Genomic DNA, 19,588 nt, shown 5'->3' with positions numbered 1-19,588 from the left:
TTTATTCATTCAATCCACCAGCGTCACGACGCCTGACAAAACCGTCGCGAGCAGCTGCGCGGCGTGGCCGAGAAGCGCAACCGTACGTAAGTACGGGGGCGCCGAGCCGGTGAGCATCGCCGGCCGCGCCCCGCTGCGCGCAGTAGGTTTGGTCAGGAGTCCTCAGTGGATCGGGTGGGTGCGAAAGTGATCGCCGTCTTCACCCTCGTCACCATCTTCATCGCCATGGTCATGGCCGTGTGCGCCATGCACGTGGCCATGGGCGATTTCTTCGTCGGTGGCTGCGCGCACGTCAGCGACGGTCAGCGAGAAGCGCAGCGCGATGCCGGCCAGTGGATGGTTACCATCCAGCACAACCTTGTCGTCGGCGATATCGGTGACGGTGAAGATCATCGCTTCTTCGTCCGGCGAATCGCTTTCCGGCATGCCTTCGAACTGCATGCCCACTTCCAGCGGCTCAGGCAGGCGATTGCGTGGCTCGACCTTGACCAGGGCTGGATCGTATTCACCGAAAGCATCATCCGGTTCGATCTGGATCGTGTTGGAATAGCCAACTTCCTTGCCGTCGAGCTCTTCTTCGATCTTCGGCAGGGTGTTTTCATAATCACCGTGCAGGTAGACCATCGGCTGACGGCCGTCTTCGATCAGATTGTCTTGCGCGTCTGACAGTTTGTAGTTGACAGTCACGACCGTATTTTTGGCAATCTTCATTATGCTTCCTTTCATTGTATAAGCTGGCAAATTATACCTTCACGCCGCCAACGGCAGGCGCATTCCTGCATTTCCGGTTGTTATAATGGGCGCATGAAAAAATTAACTCTTCTCGGCGATATTACGCCGGCGCAATTCCTGCGCGACTACTGGCATAAAAAACCCTTGTTGATCCGTCAAGCCGTGCCTGGCTTCAAGGCGCTGTTCGATTTCAAGGCCCTGGCCGAGCTGGCCACCCTCGATCACGTCGAATCGCGCCTGGTCAGCCATGCGGATGGCCACTGGAACATGCAGCAAGGTCCGCTGACCAGCCTGCCCTCGCTGAAACAGAAGGAATGGACCTTGCTGGTGCAGGGCGCCAACCTGCACAGCGCCAAGGCCGACGCCCTGCTGCGCCAGTTCCGCTTCCTGCCGGATGCGCGCCTGGACGACCTGATGGTCAGCTTTGCCACCGATGGCGGCGGCGTGGGCCCGCATTTCGATTCCTACGACGTGTTCCTGCTGCAAGGCCAGGGCAAGCGCCACTGGCGCATCGGCGCGCAGAAGGACCTGAGCCTGATCGACGGCTTGCCGCTGAAAATCCTCAGCAACTTTACGCCCGACGAAGAATTCACGCTGGAACCGGGCGACATGCTGTATTTGCCGCCCCACTACGCGCACGACGGCGTGGCCATCGGCGACTGCCAGACGTATTCGATCGGTTTCCGCTCGCCATCGTTCCAGGAACTGGGCGAAGCATTCCTGCAATTCATGGCCGACTCGATCGACTTGCCGGGCATCTACAGCGACCCGGAGCTGAAAGCATCGGGCAAACCGGCGGAAATTCCCCGCGAAATGCTCAGCACGATCACGGAAGAAATGAACAAGGTGCGCTTTACGGAAGAAGACGTGACCATTTTCCTGGGCGAACACCTGTCGGAACCGAAACACAACGTGTTTTTCACGCCACTGTCCAAGCCGCTGACGGTGGGCCGCTTCGCGGACGCCGCACAGAAAAAGGGTGTCGTGTTGTCGCGCAAGACGCTGATGCTGTATCGTGGCAAGAATGTCTTCATCAATGGCGAATCGTTTGCCATTGGCAAGGCCGATAAAGCGGCCCTGGAAACCCTGGCCAATGAACGCGCCCTCGATGGCGCCGCCGTGGCCCAGGCTTCCGATGACGTGATGGATGCCTTATATACCTGGTATCAGGATGGCTGGATCGAACTGGCCTGAATGGTCGGGCGTAGCAAAGTGGTATTACAGTAGGTAAAATAGCAGCTTCTGCGCTGGCGCAATGAAACATATTATTTTTATATCGTTTTGTCGCGCTTTCGCAAAACACTTACACTTGCTTGCAATTTGCTTCGGCAAATATTGCGATATCACAAAATAGTTGCGAATTTGCCTCTTGCTCCTATTGCGACGCACCAAAAATCGCTATAATATTCGGTTAGGAAGTTTCCGTTGTCTGGCAGGCACCACCTGGTACGAAAAGCCTTCGAAGACGACCTAACGAGCGATAATTACCGGTAATTATTCATCGCAACAATATTGATTTATTTTTTGAAATAATTAAGGAAAACAAATGAAAAAATCCCTGCTGATCGCCTCCCTGATGGTTGTTGCTCTGGCTGCTTGCAGCAAAAAAGAAGAAGCTCCTGCACCAGCACCAGTAGTTGAAACCCCAGCACCAGCACCAGCAGTTGAAGCTGCTCCAGCTGCTGCTGCTGACGCTGCTGCTTCGGCCGCTACCGACGCTGCTGCTGCTGCTTCGAGCGCTGCTTCGGCCGCTTCGGACGCTGCTGCTGCCGCTTCGGCTGCTGCATCGGCTGCTAAGTAATTTAGCACCCAGCACTAGAGAAAGCCGGCCTTCGGGCCGGCTTTTTTGCGTCCGGCGTTTTATCCGCAGGATAAAACGCCGGACGCAGGCAATAAAAAAGGCTGGCCCGGTTTCCCGGGCCAGCCTTTTTAATGCGCGGCAGGTTCTGATGCCTGCCGCGAATGTAGCGCTTATTTCAACTGGTCATTCAGCAGACCCAGGATCTTCTCGGCCACTGGCGAGGTATCGGGCTTGCCTTCGTTGCTGAGGATGCTGACCAGGCTGGTCGAGCCCGTGCCGGCCTTGACCAGGACGCGGTAGCGCTGCGCTTCCTTGTCCTTGTCGGACGACGAGCCCCAGCTGAACAGTTTCGAGAAGAAGCCATCTTTCTTGACCGCGTCCGGATCGACGTAGCGCACGAAATACGTGCCTTGCGTGCGGTCGCGGTCTTCCACGGTAAAGCCGACGCGGTCCAGCGCCAGGCCGACACGGCGCCAGGCGCGGTCGAAACCTTCATCGACTTCGATGCCGCGCGTCTGCGTGGCAGCGTCGCCCACCAGCTTGGCGTGCTGCGGCTGCACGATGGCGGCGTCGACAGCCGTCTTCGCTTGCGCATCGTCGCTGGCCGCGCCCAGGCGCGTCATCAGCTTGGCCAGGAATTGCGCTTCCAGGCCCGGATCGTTCGGGCGAGCGGTCCAGGTGGTGGTTTCCTTGTCGCGGCCCGTGACGACCTCTTCCACGCCGCGGTGGCTGATGTAGATCTCGGTCGAACCGTCGGCCAGGCGCTCCACGCGGGTGCGGAACTTGTCTTTTTCACCAGTCGAATACAGCGAATCGAAGGCCTTGCCGATGGTGCTGCGGATAAAGTCTTGCGGCACCTTGGCGCGGTTTTCATTCCACTCGGTTTCCATGATGCCAGCCGTCGGCTGGTCGATGGCGATGCTGAAGCCCGAATCTTCCCAGAATTGCTTGAGCTGCGGCCACAGCACTTCAGGCGACTGCTTGACGACCAGCCAGCGCTGGTTGCCCGCGCGCTCGACCTTCACGCCGCCGGCCGTGACCGGCACGACACCGACCACGCCGTCGGCGCCCACGACGACGGGCGTACCGGCCGTGGCGTTGCGCTGCGCGTTGTAGCCGGAAGCCGTGGCCACGCCGTTTTTCGCATCCGGCAAGGAGTAGCGGTTGTCCTGCTGCAATTGCGTCAGGTCAGGCGGCACGTCCAGGGTGCCGGCTTTCTTGACCGACTTGTAGTCGACCTTGTCGCCGCCGACTACCGAACTGATCATGCCGCAGCCCGCGAGGCTGGCTGCGACGGCGCCGATGACGATGCCGCGGACGGCGATGGTGGCAGGCGCCGGTTTGGTTTTCTTGCAATTAGTCATGTCGTAACTGGATAAGAAGCTAAGTAGCAGCTGGAATCAGGGAAGGTCCGGACTGGTCAAGTCCGGGCTTGAAGTTCGGCCTTAAGACAGGACACCGGCGTCGCGCAAGGCATCGCGCACGGTGGCATGGCAATTTTCAGCCAGCGGCACCAGTGGCAAGCGTATGCCGGCCGGCATCAGGCCCATTTCGGCCATCGCCCATTTGACGGGCACCGGGTTGGGCTCGACAAACAATTTCTGGTGCAGAGGGAAAACCTTGTTATTGATGGCAATCGCCGTGGCCCGCTCGCCCGCCATGGCCGCCACGCACAGTTCGTGCATGGCGCGCGGCGCGACGTTGGCCGTCACGGAGATATTGCCGTGGCCGCCGCAGAACATCAGCGCCATGGCCGTCGGATCGTCGCCCGAGTACACGGCGAAGTCGGCCGGCACCAGGCGCAGCAGGTCGATGCCGCGGCCGATATTGCCGGTCGCATCTTTCACGCCGACAATATTCGGGATGGCGGACAGGCGCACGATGGTCTCGTTGCTCATGTCGGCAACGGTGCGGCCCGGCACGTTGTACAGGATGACGGGGATGTCGACGGCTTCGGCGATGGCCTTGAAGTGCTGGTACATGCCTTCCTGGGTAGGACGGTTGTAGTACGGCACCACTTGCAAGACAGCATCGGCGCCCGCTTCTTTCGCGTAGCGCGTCAGTTTGATGGCCTCGGCCGTGGAGTTGCCTCCGGCGCCGGCGATGATAGGAATGCGTCCCTTGGCATGTTCGACGGTCAACTGGATCAGTTCGCAGTGTTCTTCCACGCTGACTGTTGCCGATTCGCCCGTCGTGCCAACGATGACGATGCCGTCCGTACCCTCGGCGATATGCCAGTCGATCAGCTTGCGCAGACCTGGAAAGTCCAGACTGCCGTCTGCGTGCATCGGGGTGACGATTGCTACAATGCTGCCCTTGATCATAGTAAGTTTATAGCGCCGATAAATAAAACAACGATTGTAGCGGATAGCCCGCGCCTGTGGTGCATTCTGACATAGTATGGCCGCTCAAAACGTCGGCAGCAGGGCTGCCAACCGTGGAAAATCCGGCCGGACGGCACAAATTCGTTGCACCAGAGCAGCTTTTGGCTGTTCCACTCTTCCATCCTCGTACGCTACCACACGCAAGCCCTGCTGCACCGCCCAGGCCAGCATTTCGCCTTCCTTCAGCAGGAATTTCGGATTCGACGGCTTGCCGAACTGCTCATTTCCTTCGGCAAACGTTTCATACAACAGCACGCCATCGGGCGCCAGGCTGGCCAGCATGGCTTCCAGCAGCGGCCGGTGCAGATAATTGGTGACGACGATGCCGGCAAAACGGCCTGGGGCGAAGGGCCACACGGCGCCCGGCGCTTCCAGGTCCACCAGCGAAGTGGTGATGCCCGTGCCGGCCGCCTTTTCCAGCATTTCCGGATCATGGTCGAGCGCGATCACGGGGTGGCCCAGGCTCACCAGGTGGCGCGCGTGGCGGCCTGCGCCGCAGGCCAGGTCCAGCACTTCGCCACCGGGGATCAGGGGCGCCCAGCGGCGCAGCCAGCCGGAAATCGCTTCGGTTTCTATTGTTGGTTCAGTTACTTGCATCGGTACTTCCATCAGTTAATTGCTCTTTAGCACACATCAGCCCAGCAGCATACGCAGCGGCAAGGTCATCGCGTACAGGAGCTCCACCGCCTTCTGGAGCACGCCGCTCAACGCCAGGCCCAGGTAGCCTTTATAGCTCAGAAAAATCAGCAGAGCGAAGACGAACGGCGTATAGCGGTCAATGCTGGCGTACTTCCTCGACAGGCTGTCGGGCAGCATGCCGGCGACGATGCGCCCGCCATCGAGGGGCGGCACGGGTATCAGGTTAAAACAGAACATGACCACGTTGACCGCCACGCCAGCCAGGCTCACCTCGTCAAGGTAGCCGCGCATGGCAAAACCGGGCGATACCGTGCCCAGCAGGACATGCGCAATCATCCAGCCAAACGCCATGGCCAGGTTGGCCATCGGCCCTGCCAGCGCCACCCAGGCCATCTGTTTCTTCGGATTGCGCAGGCGGCTGAAATCGACGGGCACCGGCTTGGCATAGCCGAACGGCACGCCTATCGCCCAATACAGGGTCAAGGGCAGCAGGATCGTGCCGAAAAGATCGATATGCCGGATCGGATTAAGGCTCAGCCGGCCCTCGTTCGAAGCCGTCGGATCGCCAAAATACTTGGCCGTGTAGCCGTGCGCCGCTTCATGCAGGGAGATGGCAAACAGCACGGGCACCAGGTACACCGCGATCGTCTGCACCGTCACATTGATATCATTCATGGCGCCGATTTTAACAGAGGCGTCCACCGTCCTTGCTTATGTTGTCATTAAGAATAGGTGAAGAGCGGCGCCGCATCGGCCGCGCCATGCCCCTCTACAAGCCCAGTACGGCCGGGTCGCCGCGTCCCACGCGCACCACTTCCGGCTCCGGCCCCGTCAGGTCGATCACGGTGCTGGGGCCATGCGCACAGACGCCGCCGTCGATGATCAGGTCGACCAGTTTTTCCAGCCGTTCGCGGATGGTGTCGGCATCCGTCAGGCTCTCCTCGTCGCCGGGCAGGGTCAATGTCGCACCCAGCAGCGGCTGGCCCAGCTCTTCCAGCAGGCATTGCACGATGCGGTGCTGCGGCACGCGCAGGCCGATGGTCTTGCGCGAAGGATGGCTGAGGCGGCGCGGCACTTCCTTGGTCGCTTCCAGGATGAAGGTGTAGGCGCCCGGCGTGGCTGCCTTGAGCAGGCGGAACTGGCGGTTGTCGACGCGAGCGTAAACGCCCAGCTCGCTCAAGTCGCGGCACAGCAGGGTCAGATGGTGCTTTTCATCCACGCCACGGATGCGGCGCAGGCGCTCGACGGCGCCCTTGTCGTCGAGCTGGCACACCAGCGCGTAGCAGGAATCCGTGGGCAAGGCCACGACGCCGCCGGACTGGATGATCTGGGCCGCCTGCTTGATCAGGCGCAATTGCGGATTCTCAGGGTGAATATGAAAAAATTGACTCATGTGTAAGCGTTCTGGCGAACCAGCTTGTTAAGTTAGCATTATTGTACGCTGCGCAGCGCAGCGATACGTTCTTCAATGGGCGGATGGGTGGCGAACAGCGCGCCCCAGCCGCCATTGCCGCCGCTGATGCCCAGCGCCTGCATCGATTGCGGCAGTTCGCCCGGCGGCACGCCGCCCAGGCGGGCCAGCGCATGCATCATCGGCGTGGGGCTGCCCAGCAGCTTGGCGGACCCGGCGTCGGCGCGGAATTCGCGCTGGCGCGAGAACCAGGCGACGATGATGGAAGCGAGCAGGCCGAAGATGACTTCGCACACCATCACGGTAACAAAGTAACCGATGCCGCGTCCGCCGCCTTCGCGGTTGTTATTTTTCAGCAATACATTATCGACAAAGAAACCCACCACGCGGGCCATGAAGACGACAAAGGTATTCACCACGCCCTGGATCAGGGTCAAGGTGACCATGTCGCCGTTGGCGACGTGGGCGATCTCGTGGCCCAGCACGGCTTCCACTTCATCGCGGTTCATGCTTTGCAGCAAGCCAGTGGACACGGCCACCAGCGCCGAATTCTTGAAGGCGCCCGTGGCAAACGCATTCGCGTCGCCTTCATAGACGGCCACTTCCGGCATGCCGATGCCGGCCCGCTCGGACAGCGCACGCACGGTATTGACGAGCCATAATTCCGTCGAGGACGTCGGATTGTCGATCACGCGCGCGCCCGTGCTCCACTTGGCCATCGGCTTGCTGATCAACAGGGAAAAGATGGACCCGGTGAAACCCACCACCAGCGAAAACACCAGCAGGCTGCCCAGGTTCAGGGTACTGCCCCGCGCCGGATTGCCCACGCCCAACAAGCTGAGGACGAGCGACAGCACCAGCATCACGGCCAGGTTGGTTGCAATAAAAAGGACGATACGTTTCATGGGCGATGGCTCCAGATGACTATGTATGACAAGAATAACGAAAAGATAAGTACGGACAGGCGTATTTTCAAGCAGCTATGGCGATACGCCAGCGCATCGGCAGCCAGGAAAATCGTCGCGAGCGGCAGTGATTTGTGGCCGAGAAGCGCAGCTGTACTTTAGTACAGCGAGCATCGCCGGCCGCAAAGCGCGCCGCGCAGCAGATTTGCCTGGCTGCAAGCTAGAACCAGTCGTGCCAGATGGGCGTGACATTCGACGGCAACGGCGGCAGCATGGCAAAATCCACGCGCGATTCGCCCGGCGCATGGAAATCCGTGCCGCGCGAGGCGAGGAAGCCATAGGCGTTGGCCAGCTGCGCGTATTCCGGATACTGGTCCGGACTGTGGCTGCCCGTGACGACTTCGATGGCCACGCCGCCGAGTTGCTTGAATTCATCGAACAGCACGCCTTGCGCCATGTCGCTGAAGCGGTAGCGCCCCGGATGGGCGATGACGGCCACGCCGCCCGCGCCGCGTATCCAGCCCACCGCTTCGGCCAGTGTCGCCCAGCGGTGCTCGACGTAGCCCGGCTTGCCTTCCGACAGGTATTTCTTGAACACGTCGGGGATATTCGCGCATTTCCCCGTTTCCACGATGTAGCGGGCAAAGTGCGTGCGCGACATCAGGTCCGGGTTGCCGACGAATTTCAAGGCTCCTTCATAGGCGTCGGGGATGCCGGCCAGGTCCAGCTGGCGGGCAATTTCCCGGCCGCGCGCGTCGCGCCCCGAACGCGTCTGGTGCAAGCCCTGCACGAGGCCCGGGTTGTTTTCATCGACTTGCAAGCCCACGATGTGCACGGTTTCGCCGGCCCACGTAATGGAAATTTCCACGCCGGCCACGAAGCGCATGCCCAGGTCCAGCGCGGCCGCGCGCGCGGCGGCGACGCCCGATACTTCATCGTGGTCCGTCAGCGCCCACACATCGACGCCAGCCTTGCGGGCGTGCGCAGCCACGGCGGCCGGTGACAGCACGCCGTCGGAGATATTCGAATGACAATGCAGGTCGACTTTAAGCATGTGAAAACAATACCCTGCACGGGCTCAGCATGGAAGAAGTTTTCATTGTACGCTGCTTGTCAAATTGCGCTGCAGCGTTCCAGACACACATCAGGCCAAAAATGCTTCCACCAGCCGCGCCAATGCCGCCGGTTGATCATGATGCAGCATGTGGCCCACATCCGCCATCATCTCGCAGCGCACATCCTTGATGCAGGCCAAACGCCGGTCGATCTCGATGCGCGCCTGTTCCTTCGGCCCCATCCACTGCCACATATTTGTATCATCGGCCTCCACCCACAGCACGGGCGCCGTGATGCGGCGCCAGCAGGCCATCACTTCTTCGACTTGATACAGGATGGGATTGACGCGCTTGTGCTGCGGGTCGCCGAGGATGTCCCACTCGCCCGCCTCGTTCTGCGCCGACCAGTGTTCGGCCAGGAAGGCCGCGCGGTCGTCGGGCAGGCGCGGATTGGTCTTTTGCAGGCGCTCGGCCACGGCCTGTTGACTCGGATAGCTGCGCATGGCGGGCGGCTCGCGCAATTCATCGAGCCACTTGGCGTAGCGGCCCGGCGCCTGCTCCGGCTTCGTTGCCATCATGCCGAAGCCTTCCAGGTTGATGAAGCGGCCGATGCGTTCCGGACGCACGCCCGCGTACAGGCCCGCCACGTTGGCGCCCATGCTGTGGCCGAGCAGGTTGACGGGCGCGTCCGGCGAATAGTGCAACAGCATGGCGTCCAGGTCGGCCAGGTAGTCGGGGAACCAGTAGGTATCGGACTGCGTGTAATCGCTCAGGCCAAAGCCGCGCCAGTCGGGTGCGATCACGTGCCAGTCGCCTTGCAACTCGTCAACGACGAACTGGAACGAGGCGGCCACGTCCATCCAGCCGTGCACCATGAACAGGATGGGCGCGCCTTCGCGGCCCCAGTGGCGCACATGCGTGCGGGCGCCGCGGATGGTGATGAATTCGGAACGGGAAAGTTTCATGGGTTTCATCTGATTGCCTGCCTTGAAAGTGGCGCGGATGGCGCCACATGCTGTGTCTGTAGATAGTGCGCATATAAAAGTACGACCGTTCGATAATTATACCGGATTGGCGGTCGGCGGCAGGACTTGTCCTGCAACAGCGTAAAATAGCGTACGCAACACCGTAAAACTTCCGCGTCCGGCCATGCCCGGCGCTTCCACCACTGCCACAGGCTGACGATGACACTCTACCAATTGGGCGACTATGCGCCGCAGATTGATGCTTCCGCTTTTGTTGCCGACACGGCCAACGTGATCGGCAAGGTGACCCTGGAAGCGAATACGTCCGTATGGTTCGGCGCCACGATTCGCGGCGACAACGAACGCATCACCGTGGGCGCCAACAGCAATGTGCAGGAAGGCGCCGTGCTGCATACGGACCCGGGCTACCCGCTGGACATCGGCCGGAACGTGACCATTGTCCACCAGGCAATGTTGCATGGATGCACGATCGGCGATGGTGCCCTGATCGGCATCCAGGCCGTGATCCTGAACGGTGCGAAGATCGGCAAAAACTGCCTGGTCGGCGCGGGCGCGCTGGTCACGGAAGGCAAGGAATTTCCCGACAATATGCTGATCATCGGCTCACCGGCGAAAGCCGTGCGGGTCCTGACGGCAGACGATATCACCAGGCTACAAGGCAACGCCGTGAACTATGTGCAGCGCGGCCAGCTATTTAATACGCAACTCAAGAAGATTGGATAAGAGAATGACGACTGAAACCACGGGCGCAGTCAACGCAGCCCTTAGCGGCCAGGATACCCTGCAAAAATTTATTTTCGACAACGCCGCCGTGCGCGGCCAGTTCATCGACGTATCGACCACCTGGCAGGAAGTGGTGTCGCGCCACGCCTACCCGACGGCCGTGAAAAAAGTGCTGGGCGAAATGGTGGCCGCCGCCGCCCTGCTGTCGGCCAACCTGAAATTCAACGGCTCCATCATCATGCAAATCCATGGTGACGGTCCCGTGCGCCTGATGGTGGTCGAGTGCGATTCCGACCTGCGCCTGCGCGCCACGGCCAAGCTGGACCCGGACGCCGCCATCCCCGATGTTGCCACCGTGCCGCAATTGCTCAACGCCACGGGCAAGGGCCGCTTCATCATCACCCTGGACCCGGCCGACAAGGTGCCGGGCCAGCAGCCGTACCAGGGCATCGTGCCGCTGGACGGCGACGACATGGCCACCGTGATCGAAAACTACATGCTGCGCTCGGAACAGCTGGACACGCGCCTGTGGCTGGCCACGGACGATACCGTCTCGCGCGGCCTGCTGCTGCAAAAGCTGCCCCACCATGGCGGCAAGGCCGAGGCGACGCCCGTCTCGGAAGAAGACGCGCTCGACACGTGGCACCGCGCCGTGATGCTGGCGTCGACCCTGAAAGAGGAAGAAATCCTCGCCACCGACATCGAGACCCTGATGCAACGCTTGTTCTGGGAAGAAACGATCCGCGTCTTCGACCCGCTGCACCCGAGCTTCCATTGCAGCTGCACGCGCGAAAAAGTGGGCAATATGCTCAAGATGCTGGGCGAGGAAGAAGTCAACAGCACCCTGGAAGAAGTGGGGCAAGTGGGCGTGAACTGCGATTTCTGCGGCCAGCATTACGAATTCGACAAGGTCGATTGCGCGCAGCTGTTCGTCACCGATGCGCCGGCCGAGGTCTTGATTCCGCCAGCCGCCAGCATCAACTAAGCATTACAGTTTCGCAATGAATCTGCCGCGCCGCCCTTGAGGCGGCGCAATTGTTTCCACTGTCATCGTTCCGTCATCAGTTCGTCATCAGCCCGTCACGCGCCGCCGTTACGCTGCGCAGCTTGTATTACTTCCCACTTTCCACAGGCTGATGATGACCACCCACTTGACGCTGGCCCTGCGCCGCCATTCCTTCCACGTTTTGCTGGGCGCCTGCGCCGCGGGCTTCTCCTTGCCGGCCCTGGCGCAAACGGCCGTCGCCGCCGCCGTGGCATCCGCCACGACCGACATGGCAGCCTCTGCTACCCCGACTGCCGACGACAACGCCCCGATGGCCACCGTGGAGATTTCCTCGCGCAAGACGCGCTCCTCGGTTGCCCTGAGCAAGAATGAAATCCAGAAAATCCTGCCCGGCACGAATCCCCTGAAAGCCCTGCAAACCTTACCTGGCGTCAGCTTCCAGACGGCCGACCCATGGGGCAACAACGAGCAGAACCTGTCGCTGTTCGTGCACGGTTTTTCCGGCCAGCAACTCGGCTACACCATGGATGGCGTGCCGCTGGGCGACCAGCAGTACGGCAACTACAACGGCCTGTCGCCGCAGCGCGCCGTCATCAGCGAAAACGTGCGCAGCGTCGTGCTGTCCTCGGGCGCGGGCGACCTGGCGACGGCTTCGACCAGCAACCTGGGCGGCACCATCGAAACCTATTCCAGCGATCCGCTGGCCACGCTGGGCGCCAGCCTGCAGCAAACGGTGGGCAGCCACCGCACCTCCCGCACGTTCGCCCGCTACGACACGGGCGCCTTCGGCGACGGCAGCAGCGCCTACTTTTCCATCCTGCACCACGAAGCGCGCGCCTGGGATTTCGATGCGCGCCAGGGCGGCGACCAGTTCAACGCCAAGTACGTCAACCGCAGCGAGGCGGGCAAGCTGACCCTGTTCTTCAATTACTCGGACAAGATCGAGCCGAACGAAGACAGCACCGTGCACGTGGCGGGCGAAACGAGCGCGCCGTACACGCGCCCCTTCCTGTATCCCGACTTCAAGGCGGCCCTGAATTACCTGTCGCCCGCGGGCGCCACGCCCGCCGCCGACGGCAACAATTACCGCAATTACTACAGCGATGCGCAGCGCACCGATTACCTGGCCTACGCCAAGTTCGACGCCAACTTGTCCGATGGCATGACCTGGTCTAACCAGGTGTATTACCACAAGGATGACGGCGCGGGCGTGGTGGCCGGCCCCATCGGCGTGGCCGGCTTGCCAGGCCTGTTCAGCGTGTACTACCCGAAACAGAACCTGAAACAGGTGTTCGGCAACTCGGGCTACGCCGTGCGCACCACAGAATACGACATCAAGCGCGGCGGCTTCATTTCCACCCTGCGCAAGGAAATCGGCGAGCACCAGCTGGAAGCGGGCCTGTGGCTGGAACAGAACCGCTCGTCCGCCTACCGCCGCTGGTATGCGCTCGACGTCAACAACCCGACCTCGCCGTATGACCGCCCCAGCAATCCTTTGATCACGCAGTACGGCAGCGAGATCGACAACAAGGTGGTGCAGCTGCACCTGCAGGATGAATGGCGCATCCGCCCCGATATCGCCCTGCAGGCGGGCTTCAAATCCAGCCTGCAGTTTGCCGACGGTCAATTCCCCGTGCAGCCGGCGCTGGGCGCCATTGCCGGCGGCTCGACGGCCTTGCCGGTCGGCACCATCAACACGAAAAAATGGTTCCTGCCGCAAGTGGGCGCGCGCTGGGACTTCACGCCGCAAGACCAGCTGTACTTCAATATCCAGAAAAACATGCGCCAGTTCGTCACCTATGGCGGCGGCGGCGCCTCGCCGTGGAGCTTGTCGAGCCAGGCCGCCTTTGATTTGTTCAAGCGCGACGCCAAGCCGGAAACGGCCCTCACCTATGAAGTGGGCGTGCGCGGCAGCCACGCCTTGAACCTGGGCGCCATCACGGCCATCGATGGCCAGGTCAATGTATATCACGTCGACTTCAGCAACCGTTTGCTGCAGATCAGCCCCACGCCCGTGATTTCCTCCATCATCGGTGGCAACCCCGTGCTGGCCAACGTGGGCAGCGTGCGCACGGACGGCATCGATATCGCCGGTACCGTGCACTTTGGCAGCAATTTTTCGTTCTACAATGCCCTGTCGTACAACCGCTCGCAGTACGCGGACAATTACAACAATGGCGCCGCGCTGGTATTGACCGCCGGCAAGAACGTGCCCGGTTCGCCGGAATGGCTGAACAAGTTCGTGGCTTCCGCTACGTTTGGCGATATCGAAGTGCAACTGACGGGAGACTATGTGGGCAAGCGCTACGCGACGTACACCAACGATCTGTCGGTCCCCAGCTATTTCCTGATGGGCCTGGGCGTGTCGGGCAAGCTGCCAGCCATGGCCGGCTGGCTGAAGAACCCGCGCTGGCGCGTCAACGTCAGCAACCTGGCCAACCGCGAAGGTGCGCTGAACGTGGTCGTGGGCGCGGCCGACAAGACGTACAACACCTTCCCGATTGCCCCGCGCCAGGGCTTTTTGACCTTGACGGCGGACTTCTGATGCGCGCGCCGCATCTCGCCCCTGTGCTGCCGCAACGGCACTTTTCACGCCGCAACTTCGTCCAGGCGGCCGTGGGCGGCCTGGCCCTGGCCACCGCGCCCGGCTTTGCCGCCGGCCTGCTGGAAACCAAGCCAAGCCGTCCGCTGGTGTTCGCCCACCGGGGCGCCAGCGCCCTGCGCCCCGAACATACCCTGGCGTCATATGCCAAGGCCATCGCCGACGGCGCCGACTACGTGGAACCGGACCTGGTGGCCACGCGCGACGGCATCCTCGTGGCGCGCCACGAAAGCAATTTGATCGACACCACCGACGTGGCGCGCCGGCCCGAGTTTGCCAGCCGGCGCGGCAAGAAGATGGTCGACGGCGAATGGCACGAAGGCTGGTTCGTCGATGACTTCACCCTGGCGGAACTGAAAACCCTGCGCGCCATCGAACGCTTGCCGAAAGTACGCACAGGCAACACCTTGTACGATGGACAATTCCAGATCCCCACGTGGGAAGAAATCATCGATTTTGTTGCAGCGCAATCAGCCGCCAGCGGCCGCGTCATCGGCCTCGTGCCGGAGCTGAAAAGCTCCACGTATTTTCGCGATGCGGGCCTGGCGCTGGAAGACCGTTTCCTGTCGACCATGCTGGCGCACGAATACACGCGCCGTGCGCCGATCGAAATCCAGTCCTTCGAAGTGGCGAATCTGAAGTACCTGCGCGAGAAGCTGGGACGGCGCGCCAACGTGCGCCTGATGCAGCTGGTGGTGGGCGGCGACGTGCGCCCGATGGATGTCGTCAAGGCGGGCGGAAAATTAACGTTTGGACAAATGACCACACCGGCCGGCCTGCGCGACATCGCCGCCTATGCGGACGTGGTGGCGCCGCCCACGCGGGGCGTCATCCCGCTAGGCGCCGACCAGCGCCTGGCCAAGCCCACTTCCATCGTCGACGATGCGCACCAGGCGGGCTTGCTGTTGCATACGTGGACCTTCCGTCCGGAAAACCGTTTTTTGGCGGCCGACTTCCGCGATGGCAATGGAGAAAATGCGCGCAACGAAGCCGGTTCCGTGGCGGAAATGCGGCGTTACATCGAGACGGGATTGGACGGCTTTTTCAGCGACGATCCCGGTTTGGGACGCATCGCCGCCGGATAAACATTTAGTAACAAATTCTTTTTCAGGGCGTGGCCGGCGGCTACGCCCTTATTATTCGTTTCTTGAATTTCTGAAATTGGAATTTGGAATTAGACATATATCGCCAACTCCATTATTGTGCAATGCAACAACAGACCATTCATGGAGGGCATATGTCCACTTTTACCAACACCTACAGCAACGACAACGATAACTACTTCAGCAACCTGGGCCGCGCCACGCGCGCCTTCCTGGGCGCCCTGCTCGCTTCCAAACCGTACAGCGAACTGGCCCAGAAGGAAGTCATCGCCACCGCGACGACCAGCGCCGACGACGAGCGCTATGTGCGCCCGAGCAAGCGCGATTTCGCCCTGCTGAACTCGGAAGCGAACCGCTACGAAAAGCTGATGCCGAATCTGGCTTCGGAATTGCGTTTCCTCGCTTCGCGCGGTTAAAAAAACGCCCAGGGCGGCGTTGCCTGCGCCTTGCCGTACGTTCGTACTGTCTTCGGCTGGGCGCCTGGCCCTGGACGTTTTTTTAAGCTAACTATTTACTTACAAGGATTTTTATATGATGTTTCTCGAAACCGCACTGATCGCCGTAGCCGTCGTCGTTACCGGCATCCATTTCTACCTGATCTCGACCGGCAAGGCCCGTTTCTGATCAGCAAGCAGCAAGGCAGTCGCAGCACGCCGCGCCATGCGGCCAGTCGTGTGCAGCAGTACAAAGTAGCAAGTACAAGGTAACAAGGCAGTCATTGACATGTCAGCCTGGCAATCGGTCCAGGCTGGCAAGCGGGAAATTAGTATGACTTAGTGCGGCGCGGCAGCGTCCACCGGTGTTTCCAGCAGTGGCGGGGTTTGTCCCTTGCGCACGATCTGCACGAAAATCTCATTCTGTTTGACCATGCCCAGCTCATAGCGGGCACGCTCCTCGACGGCACCCGTACCATCTTTCAGGTCGCGCACTTCGGATTCGAGCTTGGCGTTTCGCGCCTTCAATTCCACGTTCTTCTTGTTGGCCACCGCCACCTGGGCTTCCATGTCGGCAACGCGCAGCCAGCCGCCTTTACCCAGCCAGAGGGGAAATTGGATCAGCAGCAGCAGGGCTGCCAGGGCAAGCGTAATCAGGCGCATGGGGTAGTCGGTTAACAAACCGGCCGGATTTCTCCGGCCGGCCAGTGGGTTTTACATCAGCTTACTTCAGATTATAGAACGCATCGCGGCCAGGGTAGCTGGCGATGTCGCCCAGGTCTTCCTCGATACGCAGCAGCTGGTTGTACTTGGCCATGCGGTCCGAACGCGACATCGAGCCGGTCTTGATCTGCAGGGCGTTCGTGGCAACGGCGATATCGGCGATGGTCGAATCTTCCGTTTCGCCCGAGCGGTGCGAAATGACGGCCGTGTAGCCGGCGCGCTTGGCCATTTCGATGGCGGCGAAGGTTTCCGTCAGGGTGCCGATCTGGTTGATCTTGATCAAGATCGAGTTGGCGATGCCTTTCGAGATGCCTTCTTTCAGGATCTTGGTGTTGGTGACATACAGGTCGTCGCCGACCAGTTGCACTTTCTTGCCCAGTTCCTGGGTGAGGATCGCCCAGCCGTCCCAGTCGCCTTCGTGCATCGCGTCTTCGATCGAGATGATCGGGTACTTGTCGCACCAGGTCGCCAGCAGATTGGTGAACTCGGTAGCCGTCAGGCTCAGGCCTTCGCCTTCCATTTCGTACTTGCCGTTCTTGTAGAACTCGGACGCGGCGCAATCGAGGCCGATGGCGATCTGCGTGCCTGGCTCGTAGCCCGCTTCTTCGATGGCCTGGATGATCAGCTTGATGGCTTCTTCATGGTTGGCCAGCGATGGCGCGAAACCGCCTTCGTCGCCCACGTTGGTGTTCAGGCCCTTCTTGTGCAGGATCTTTTTCAGCGTGTGGAACACTTCCGCGCCGTAACGGACGGCTTCCTTGAACGACGGGGCGCCCACGGGAATGATCATGAATTCCTGGATGTCCAGGTTGTTGTCGGCGTGCGCACCGCCGTTGATGACGTTCATCATCGGCACTGGCATCTGCATGGCGCCCGAACCGCCGAAATAGCGGTACAGCGGCAAGCCCGCTTCTTCGGCGGCAGCCTTGGCCACGGCCATGGAGACGGCCAGGATGGCGTTGGCGCCCAGGCGTGATTTGTTTTCCGTGCCGTCCAGGTCGATCAGGGTACGGTCCAGGAAAGCCTGTTCATTGGCGTCCAGGCCCATGATGGCTTCGGAGATTTCGGTATTGATGTTTTCGCATGCTTGCAGCACGCCCTTGCCGAAGTAGCGCTTGGCGTCGCCATCGCGCAATTCCACGGCTTCGCGCGAACCGGTCGAGGCACCCGACGGTACGGCCGCACGGCCCATCACGCCCGATTCCAGCAACACATCGCATTCGACGGTCGGGTTACCGCGCGAGTCCAGGATTTCGCGACCGATAATATCAACAATAGCACTCATGTCATTCTCCAAAGTTAAGCGTAACAGGGGCTGCACACTGCGTTCTGATGCGCAATTGCACAAAGGGGGCAAAGAAACTCCCGGCGGGAACCATCTGGCCGGGAGCTGTCTTACGGGTAATACTGTCGCGATCGACCGCGTTATTCCGCAGCGGCGTTGGCTTCTTTGTGCGCCAGCGCTGCCTTGATGAACGAGGTAAACAACGGATGGCCGGTGCGTGGCGTCGACTTGAACTCGGGATGGTATTGCACGCCCATATACCATGGGTGGGCATTTTCACCCGTGCGTGGCAATTCCATGATTTCGCACAAATCTTCGCTTGGCGTGCGGGCCGAGACGATCAGGCCAGCCGCTTCGACACGGGCCAGGTAGTGATTATTGGCTTCGTAGCGATGGCGGTGACGCTCGGTCACCACGCTGCCGTAGATCTCGGCGGCGAGGGTGCCCGGATTGACGGCGCAGGTCTGCGCGCCCAGGCGCATGGTACCGCCCAGGTCCGAGTTTTCATCGCGCAACTCGACTTTACCATCGTGGTTTTGCCACTCATTGATCAGTGCAACGACAGGTTGATCCGTATCAAGGTCGAACTCGGTCGAATTCGCGTTCGGCATGCCAGCCTTGTTGCGCGCGTATTCGATCAGGGCCACTTGCATGCCCAGGCAGATGCCCAGGTAAGGAATCTTGTGCTCACGAGCAAACTGGGCCGCCTTGATCTTGCCTTCCACGCCGCGCTTGCCGAAGCCGCCCGGTACCAGGATGGCATCGTACTTGGCTAGGTTGTCGCAACCGGTCGTTTCGATTTCTTCCGAATCGATGTACTCGATGTTGACGCGGCTTTCCGTGTGGATGCCGGCGTGGCGCAGCGCTTCGATCAGCGACTTGTACGACTCGGTCAGCTCGACATACTTGCCGACCATGCCGACGGTCACTTCCGCCTTCGGGTGCTCCATCGTGTAGATCAGCTTGCTCCAGATCGACAGGTCGGCCGGTGCGGGATCGAGGTCCAGCGCGTCGCAGATGATCTTGTCGAGGCCCTGGTCGTGCAGCATCTGCGGCACTTTGTAGATGGTGTCGACGTCCCACACGGAAATGACGGCGTCTTCCTCGATGTTCGAGAACAGCGAGATTTTCGCGCGCTCGTCTTCCGGGATGGCGCGGTCGGCGCGGCACAGCAAGGCGTTCGGCAAGATGCCGATTTCGCGCAGCTTTTGCACCGAGTGCTGGGTCGGCTTGGTCTTCAGTTCACCGGCCGAGGCGATGTAAGGCACCAAGGTCAGGTGGACGAAGGCCGTGTTCTTGCGGCCGGCGCGCAGGCTCAGCTGGCGTGCCGCTTCCAGGAATGGCAAGGATTCGATATCGCCGACGGTGCCGCCGATTTCGCACAGGGCCACGTCGTAGCCTTCGGCGCCACGGCGGATGTAATCCTGGATTTCATTGGTGATATGCGGAATCACCTGCACGGTTTTGCCCAGATATTCCCCCCGGCGTTCCTTGCGGATCACCGATTCATAGATCTGGCCAGTGGTGAAGTTATTCACCTTTTTCATGCGGGTGGAGATGAAGCGCTCGTAGTGACCGAGGTCGAGGTCGGTTTCGGCCCCGTCATCGGTGACGAAGACTTCACCGTGTTGCATAGGGCTCATCGTGCCAGGATCGACGTTGATATACGGGTCGAGCTTGAGCATGGTGACTTTAAGGCCGCGCGATTCGAGGATCGCGGCGAGGGAGGCGGCGGCAATCCCTTTTCCAAGGGAAGACACAACGCCACCAGTGACGAAGACAAATTTGGTCATTGCAGA

At 60.8% G+C, this 19,588-nt stretch carries 19 protein-coding genes; 7 read left to right on the top strand and 12 right to left on the bottom strand.

Annotation, left to right across the window (positions count from 1 at the left end; genetic code table 11):
- Positions 1 to 162 precede the first annotated feature (162 nt).
- Positions 163 to 711, bottom strand: coding sequence for an FKBP-type peptidyl-prolyl cis-trans isomerase (locus tag AC1RJW_RS01075; RefSeq protein WP_493042751.1), 549 nt, complete (start codon positions 709 to 711; stop codon positions 163 to 165).
- Between the two features lie 93 nt (positions 712 to 804).
- Between AC1RJW_RS01075 and AC1RJW_RS01070 the strand changes: the two genes are divergently transcribed.
- Positions 805 to 1,926, top strand: a complete 1,122-nt coding sequence (locus AC1RJW_RS01070; RefSeq protein ID WP_493042750.1) for a ribosomal protein uL16 3-hydroxylase — start codon at positions 805 to 807, stop codon at positions 1,924 to 1,926.
- 352 nt (positions 1,927 to 2,278) lie between these two features.
- Positions 2,279 to 2,533: a hypothetical protein gene (locus tag AC1RJW_RS01065; protein WP_071650198.1), complete on the top strand. Its 255-nt coding sequence runs from the start codon at positions 2,279 to 2,281 to the stop codon at positions 2,531 to 2,533.
- A 170-nt stretch (positions 2,534 to 2,703) separates the two neighbouring features.
- Here the strand turns inward: AC1RJW_RS01065 and bamC are convergent, their stop codons facing one another.
- The 8 genes from bamC to AC1RJW_RS01025 all read right to left on the bottom strand — a co-directional run bounded on the left by bamC (position 2,704) and on the right by AC1RJW_RS01025 (position 9,892).
- Positions 2,704 to 3,897, bottom strand: a complete 1,194-nt coding sequence (gene bamC, locus AC1RJW_RS01060) for an NlpB/DapX family lipoprotein (RefSeq protein ID WP_493042748.1) — start codon at positions 3,895 to 3,897, stop codon at positions 2,704 to 2,706.
- 81 nt (positions 3,898 to 3,978) lie between these two features.
- A complete protein-coding gene (gene dapA / locus AC1RJW_RS01055) occupies positions 3,979 to 4,857 on the bottom strand; it encodes a 4-hydroxy-tetrahydrodipicolinate synthase (RefSeq protein ID WP_086136194.1) in 879 nt (292 codons plus the stop codon).
- Between the two features lie 84 nt (positions 4,858 to 4,941).
- A complete protein-coding gene (locus AC1RJW_RS01050; RefSeq protein ID WP_493042744.1) occupies positions 4,942 to 5,514 on the bottom strand; it encodes a class I SAM-dependent methyltransferase in 573 nt (190 codons plus the stop codon).
- Between the two features lie 36 nt (positions 5,515 to 5,550).
- A complete protein-coding gene (locus tag AC1RJW_RS01045; protein ID WP_493042742.1) occupies positions 5,551 to 6,231 on the bottom strand; it encodes a site-2 protease family protein in 681 nt (226 codons plus the stop codon).
- A 94-nt stretch (positions 6,232 to 6,325) separates the two neighbouring features.
- Positions 6,326 to 6,949: an L-threonylcarbamoyladenylate synthase gene (locus AC1RJW_RS01040; RefSeq protein ID WP_086136192.1), complete on the bottom strand. Its 624-nt coding sequence runs from the start codon at positions 6,947 to 6,949 to the stop codon at positions 6,326 to 6,328.
- A 38-nt stretch (positions 6,950 to 6,987) separates the two neighbouring features.
- A complete protein-coding gene (gene htpX, locus AC1RJW_RS01035) occupies positions 6,988 to 7,872 on the bottom strand; it encodes a protease HtpX (protein ID WP_492417828.1) in 885 nt (294 codons plus the stop codon).
- Between the two features lie 220 nt (positions 7,873 to 8,092).
- On the bottom strand, positions 8,093 to 8,926 hold the full coding sequence (locus tag AC1RJW_RS01030) for a 3',5'-nucleoside bisphosphate phosphatase (protein WP_086144050.1): 834 nt from the start codon (positions 8,924 to 8,926) through the stop codon (positions 8,093 to 8,095).
- A 90-nt stretch (positions 8,927 to 9,016) separates the two neighbouring features.
- The gene (locus AC1RJW_RS01025) at positions 9,017 to 9,892 is read right to left on the bottom strand and encodes an alpha/beta fold hydrolase (RefSeq protein ID WP_493042738.1); all 876 of its coding nucleotides are present in this window, start codon (positions 9,890 to 9,892) and stop codon (positions 9,017 to 9,019) included.
- Between the two features lie 219 nt (positions 9,893 to 10,111).
- Here AC1RJW_RS01025 and AC1RJW_RS01020 point away from each other — a divergent pair, with 219 nt between their 5' ends.
- The 5 genes from AC1RJW_RS01020 (at position 10,112) to AC1RJW_RS01000 (ending at position 15,763) form a co-directional block, all read left to right on the top strand.
- A complete protein-coding gene (locus AC1RJW_RS01020; protein WP_493042736.1) occupies positions 10,112 to 10,636 on the top strand; it encodes a gamma carbonic anhydrase family protein in 525 nt (174 codons plus the stop codon).
- A 4-nt stretch (positions 10,637 to 10,640) separates the two neighbouring features.
- Positions 10,641 to 11,621 (top strand): Hsp33 family molecular chaperone HslO, encoded by a 981-nt coding sequence (gene hslO, locus AC1RJW_RS01015; protein WP_493042734.1) that lies wholly within the window; start codon positions 10,641 to 10,643, stop codon positions 11,619 to 11,621.
- Positions 11,622 to 11,772: 151 nt separating this feature from the next.
- Positions 11,773 to 14,187 (top strand): TonB-dependent receptor, encoded by a 2,415-nt coding sequence (locus tag AC1RJW_RS01010; protein ID WP_493042732.1) that lies wholly within the window; start codon positions 11,773 to 11,775, stop codon positions 14,185 to 14,187.
- 23 nt (positions 14,188 to 14,210) lie between these two features.
- Positions 14,211 to 15,329, top strand: coding sequence for a glycerophosphodiester phosphodiesterase (locus AC1RJW_RS01005; RefSeq protein ID WP_493044191.1), 1,119 nt, complete (start codon positions 14,211 to 14,213; stop codon positions 15,327 to 15,329).
- Positions 15,330 to 15,481: 152 nt separating this feature from the next.
- On the top strand, positions 15,482 to 15,763 hold the full coding sequence (locus AC1RJW_RS01000; RefSeq protein ID WP_475417261.1) for a hypothetical protein: 282 nt from the start codon (positions 15,482 to 15,484) through the stop codon (positions 15,761 to 15,763).
- Between the two features lie 357 nt (positions 15,764 to 16,120).
- Here the strand turns inward: AC1RJW_RS01000 and ftsB are convergent, their stop codons facing one another.
- The 3 genes from ftsB to pyrG all read right to left on the bottom strand — a co-directional run bounded on the left by ftsB (position 16,121) and on the right by pyrG (position 19,582).
- Positions 16,121 to 16,444: a cell division protein FtsB gene (gene ftsB, locus AC1RJW_RS00995; protein WP_010400534.1), complete on the bottom strand. Its 324-nt coding sequence runs from the start codon at positions 16,442 to 16,444 to the stop codon at positions 16,121 to 16,123.
- A gap of 61 nt (positions 16,445 to 16,505) precedes the next feature.
- Complete coding sequence (eno, locus tag AC1RJW_RS00990) at positions 16,506 to 17,789, bottom strand: phosphopyruvate hydratase (protein ID WP_070221437.1); 1,284 nt, start codon at positions 17,787 to 17,789, stop codon at positions 16,506 to 16,508.
- Between the two features lie 140 nt (positions 17,790 to 17,929).
- A complete protein-coding gene (gene pyrG / locus AC1RJW_RS00985; RefSeq protein ID WP_493042729.1) occupies positions 17,930 to 19,582 on the bottom strand; it encodes a CTP synthase in 1,653 nt (550 codons plus the stop codon).
- Positions 19,583 to 19,588: the final 6 nt, after the last annotated feature.

This window comes from Janthinobacterium sp. GW822-FHT07A03 (assembly GCF_058798815.1).
Note: the sequence above shows the minus strand (reverse complement) of the source record. Positions and strands in the feature narration are given on the sequence as shown.

What these genes read in the sequence shown, in the direction of transcription:
- AC1RJW_RS01075 (WP_493042751.1), bottom strand. Translation starts at nt 711, where the DNA reads ATGAAGATTGCCAAAAATACGGTCGTGACTGTCAACTACAAACTGTCA.
- AC1RJW_RS01070 (WP_493042750.1), top strand. Translation starts at nt 805, where the DNA reads ATGAAAAAATTAACTCTTCTCGGCGATATTACGCCGGCGCAATTCCTG.
- AC1RJW_RS01065 (WP_071650198.1), top strand. Translation starts at nt 2,279, where the DNA reads ATGAAAAAATCCCTGCTGATCGCCTCCCTGATGGTTGTTGCTCTGGCT.
- bamC (WP_493042748.1), bottom strand. Translation starts at nt 3,897, where the DNA reads ATGACTAATTGCAAGAAAACCAAACCGGCGCCTGCCACCATCGCCGTC.
- dapA (WP_086136194.1), bottom strand. Translation starts at nt 4,857, where the DNA reads ATGATCAAGGGCAGCATTGTAGCAATCGTCACCCCGATGCACGCAGAC.
- AC1RJW_RS01050 (WP_493042744.1), bottom strand. Translation starts at nt 5,514, where the DNA reads ATGCAAGTAACTGAACCAACAATAGAAACCGAAGCGATTTCCGGCTGG.
- AC1RJW_RS01045 (WP_493042742.1), bottom strand. Translation starts at nt 6,231, where the DNA reads ATGAATGATATCAATGTGACGGTGCAGACGATCGCGGTGTACCTGGTG.
- AC1RJW_RS01040 (WP_086136192.1), bottom strand. Translation starts at nt 6,949, where the DNA reads ATGAGTCAATTTTTTCATATTCACCCTGAGAATCCGCAATTGCGCCTG.
- htpX (WP_492417828.1), bottom strand. Translation starts at nt 7,872, where the DNA reads ATGAAACGTATCGTCCTTTTTATTGCAACCAACCTGGCCGTGATGCTG.
- AC1RJW_RS01030 (WP_086144050.1), bottom strand. Translation starts at nt 8,926, where the DNA reads ATGCTTAAAGTCGACCTGCATTGTCATTCGAATATCTCCGACGGCGTG.
- AC1RJW_RS01025 (WP_493042738.1), bottom strand. Translation starts at nt 9,892, where the DNA reads ATGAAACTTTCCCGTTCCGAATTCATCACCATCCGCGGCGCCCGCACG.
- AC1RJW_RS01020 (WP_493042736.1), top strand. Translation starts at nt 10,112, where the DNA reads ATGACACTCTACCAATTGGGCGACTATGCGCCGCAGATTGATGCTTCC.
- hslO (WP_493042734.1), top strand. Translation starts at nt 10,641, where the DNA reads ATGACGACTGAAACCACGGGCGCAGTCAACGCAGCCCTTAGCGGCCAG.
- AC1RJW_RS01010 (WP_493042732.1), top strand. Translation starts at nt 11,773, where the DNA reads ATGATGACCACCCACTTGACGCTGGCCCTGCGCCGCCATTCCTTCCAC.
- AC1RJW_RS01000 (WP_475417261.1), top strand. Translation starts at nt 15,482, where the DNA reads ATGTCCACTTTTACCAACACCTACAGCAACGACAACGATAACTACTTC.
- ftsB (WP_010400534.1), bottom strand. Translation starts at nt 16,444, where the DNA reads ATGCGCCTGATTACGCTTGCCCTGGCAGCCCTGCTGCTGCTGATCCAA.
- eno (WP_070221437.1), bottom strand. Translation starts at nt 17,789, where the DNA reads ATGAGTGCTATTGTTGATATTATCGGTCGCGAAATCCTGGACTCGCGC.
- pyrG (WP_493042729.1), bottom strand. Translation starts at nt 19,582, where the DNA reads ATGACCAAATTTGTCTTCGTCACTGGTGGCGTTGTGTCTTCCCTTGGA.